2 protein-coding genes are annotated in these 3,982 nt (G+C 68.5%); both read left to right on the forward strand.

The genetic code is table 11. The features are described from left to right. A partial coding sequence (carA, locus tag DV20_RS09010; protein ID WP_043778325.1) for a glutamine-hydrolyzing carbamoyl-phosphate synthase small subunit occupies positions 1-1,035 on the forward strand: 1,035 nt, incomplete at its 5' end. After that, positions 1,035-3,982, forward strand: a 2,948-nt coding sequence (gene carB / locus DV20_RS09015) for a carbamoyl-phosphate synthase large subunit (protein ID WP_043778326.1), incomplete at its 3' end; no start/stop codon positions are given. The genes carA and carB, both read left to right, overlap by 1 nt.

A 3,982-nucleotide genomic window follows, 5' to 3' on the forward strand; every position in this document is an offset into this window, starting at 1 on the left:
GGTGAGGCGGTGTTCTGCACCGGCATGACGGGTTACCAGGAGACGCTGACTGATCCGTCGTACCACGGGCAGATCGTGGTGCAGACGGCGCCGCAGATCGGGAACACCGGCTGGAATGACGAGGATGACGAGTCTTCGAAGATTTGGGTCAACGGTTATGTGGTGCGCGACCCCGCGCGCACGCCGTCCAACTGGCGCTCGAAGCGGTCTCTGGATGAGGAGCTGGTGCGCCAGGGGATCGTCGGTATCGCCGAGGTCGACACCCGTTCGCTGACCCGCCATCTGCGTGAGCTCGGTGCGATGCGGGCCGGGGTGTTCTCCGGTGACGCGCTGGGCACGGTCGACGACATGGTCGCCGAGGTGCTGGCCAGCCCGAAGATGGAGGGTGCGGACCTGGCCGGCCAGGTCACCACGCCGAAGCCGTACGTCATCTCGCCTTCCGGTGACGTCCGCTTCCGCGTCGTGGCGCTGGACCTGGGCATCAAGTCCAACACCCCGCGCCAGATGGTCAAGCGCGGCATCGAGGTGCACGTGCTGCCCTCCACGTCCACCCTGGACGAGCTGCTGGCGGTCGAGCCGGACGGTGTGTTCCTGTCGAACGGCCCGGGCGACCCGGCCACCACGACGCACGCCACCGAGCTGACCAAGCAGGTGCTCGGCCGCGAGATCCCGCTGTTCGGCATCTGCTTCGGCAACCAGGTCCTCGGCCGCGCGCTCGGCCTGGACACGTACAAGATGCGCTACGGGCACCGCGGCATCAACATCCCGGTGATCGACGTCGCGACCAAGTCGGTGGCGATCACCGCGCAGAACCACGGCTTCGCCTTGGAAGGCGAGCCAGGGCAGCGCTTCGAGTCGCCGTTCGGCGCGGCTCAGGTCAGCCACTACTGCGCCAACGACGGCGCGGTCGAGGGCCTGCGGGCGTTCGACGTCCCGGCGTTCTCGGTCCAGTACCACCCCGAAGCCGCGGCCGGCCCGCACGACGCGGCCCCCCTGTTCGACGATTTCGTTTCGCTCATGGAGAAGAAGGCCTGATGCCGAAGAGGACGGACATCCAGCACGTGCTGGTGATCGGCTCCGGGCCGATCGTGATCGGGCAGGCGGCGGAGTTCGATTACTCCGGTACCCAGGCCTGCCGGGTGCTGCGCAGCGAAGGGCTGCGTGTGTCCCTGGTGAACTCGAACCCGGCCACCATCATGACCGATCCCGAGTTCGCCGACGCCACCTACATCGAGCCGGTGACTCCCGACTTCGTCGAGAAGGTCATCGCCGAAGAGCGGCCGGACGCGCTGCTCGCGACCCTGGGCGGGCAGACGGCGCTCAACTGCGCCGTCGCGCTGCACGAGCGGGGTGTGCTCGACAAGTACGGTGTCGAGCTGATCGGCGCCGACATCGACGCCATCCAGCGTGGTGAGGACCGGCAGAAGTTCAAGGACATCGTCCGCACGGTCGGTGCCGACGTGCCGCGCTCGCGCGTCTGCCACGACATGTACGAGGTCCGCGACACCGTCAAGGAGCTCGGGCTCCCGGTGGTCATCCGGCCGAGCTTCACCATGGGCGGGCTCGGCTCCGGCATGGCACACACGCCCGAGGACCTCGAGCGGCTGGCCTCCACCGGGCTCGCGGAGTCTCCCGTCACCGAGGTGCTCATCGAGGAGAGCGTGCTCGGCTGGAAGGAGTACGAGCTCGAGCTGATGCGCGACAAGCACGACAATGTCGTGGTCGTCTGTTCGATCGAGAACATCGACGCGATGGGCGTGCACACCGGCGACTCGGTCACCGTCGCGCCGACGATGACCCTCACCGACCGCGAGTACCAGGTGATGCGCGACGTCGGCATCGCGGTGCTGCGCGAGGTCGGCGTCGACACCGGCGGCTGCAACATCCAGTTCGCGATCAACCCGGCCGATGGCCGGATGGTCGTCATCGAGATGAACCCGCGCGTGTCGCGCTCGTCGGCGTTGGCGTCGAAGGCGACCGGTTTCCCGATCGCCAAGATCGCCGCGAAGCTCGCCATCGGCTACACCCTCGACGAGATCCGCAACGACATCACCGGCGAGACGCCCGCGGCGTTCGAGCCCACTTTGGACTACGTCGTCGTCAAGATGCCGCGGTTCGCCTTCGAGAAGTTCCCCGGTGCGGACCCGACGCTGACCACGACGATGAAGAGTGTCGGCGAGGCGATGTCGTTCGGCCGCAGCTTCCCCGAGGCGCTGGGCAAGGTGATGCGGTCGATCGAGACCAAGGCGACCGGGTTCTGGACGCTGCCCGACCCCGAGGGCGCGACGCTGGAGTCCACTTTGGACGACCTGCGCACGCCGCACGAAGGCCGGCTGTACGAAGTGGAACGTGCCCTGCGGTTCGGCGCCACCGTGGAGCAGGTCCACGAGGCGAGTGGTATCGACCCGTGGTTCATCGACCAGATCGCCTACATCGGCGAGGTCGGCGCCGAAGTCCGTGACGCGCCGGTGCTGGACGGTGATCTGCTGCGCCGCGCCAAGCGCACCGGGCTCTCGGACCGTCAGATCGCCGCGCTGCGGCCGGAACTGGCCGGTGAGGACGGTGTCCGCACGTTGCGGCACCGTCTCGGTGTGCGGCCGGTGTTCAAGACCGTCGACACCTGCGCGGCCGAGTTCGCGGCCAAGACCCCGTACCACTACTCGGCTTACGAGTCCGACCCCGACGCGCAGTCCGAAGTGGCCGTCCAGTCGGACAAGCCGAAGGTGCTCATCCTCGGCTCGGGCCCGAACCGGATCGGGCAGGGCATCGAGTTCGACTACTCCTGTGTGCACGCGGCGATCGCGTTGCGGGAGGCCGGGTTCGAAGCCGTCATGGTCAACTGCAACCCGGAAACCGTGTCCACCGACTACGACACTTCCGACCGGTTGTATTTCGAGCCGCTGTCGTTCGAGGACGTGCTGGAGGTCGTGCACGCCGAGCAGGCGTCGGGCACGGTCGCCGGTGTGATCGTCCAGCTGGGCGGGCAAACGCCGCTGGGCTTGGCGAAGAAGCTCGCCGACGCCGGTGTTCCGGTGGTCGGGACGCCGCCGGAGGCCATCCACCTGGCCGAGGACCGCGGCGCGTTCGGCGAGGTCCTCACCGACGCCGGCCTGCCCGCCCCSCGTTACGGCACGGCSACGTCGTTCGAGGGCGCGAAGCGGATCGCCGACGAGATCGGYTAYCCGGTGCTGGTGCGGCCGTCCTATGTGCTCGGCGGGCGCGGCATGGAGATCGTCTACGACGAGGAGACGCTGGCCGGCTACATCCGCCGCGCCACCGAGGTCACCCCGGAGCACCCGGTGCTGGTGGACCGGTTCCTCGACGACGCCATCGAAATCGACGTCGACGCCCTGTTCGACGGCGAGCAGCTCTACCTCGGCGGGGTCATGGAGCACATCGAGGAAGCCGGGATCCATTCCGGTGACTCCTCGTGCGCGTTGCCGCCGATCACGCTCGGGCACACCGACCTGCAGGCTGTGCGCCGCTCCACCGAGGCGATCGCCCGCGGCGTGGGCGTGCGGGGGCTGCTGAACGTCCAGTACGCGCTCAAAGACGACGTCCTGTATGTGCTGGAGGCCAACCCGCGCGCGTCGCGGACGGTGCCGTTCGTGTCCAAGGCGACGGCGGTGCCGCTGGCCAAGGCCGCCGCGCTGATCATGACCGGCTCGACGATCAAGGACCTGCGTGAGAGCGGTGTCCTGCCGGCCGAAGGCGACGGCGGGCAGCTGCCGGCCGACTCGCCGGTCGCGGTGAAGGAAGCCGTGCTGCCCTTCCACCGCTTCCGCACCCCCGAAGGCCACGGCGTCGACTCGCTGCTCGGCCCGGAAATGAAGTCCACCGGCGAGGTGATGGGCGTCGACGTCGACTTCGGCAAGGCGTTCGCCAAGTCCCAAAGCGGCGCCTACGGCTCCCTGCCCACATCCGGCCGGGTGTTCGTCTCGGTCGCCAACCGCGACAAGCGCTCACTGGTGTTCCCGGTGAA

Origin of the sequence: Amycolatopsis rifamycinica (assembly GCF_000695625.1) — a bacterium.
Taxonomy (GTDB): Bacteria; Actinomycetota; Actinomycetes; order Mycobacteriales; family Pseudonocardiaceae; genus Amycolatopsis; species Amycolatopsis rifamycinica.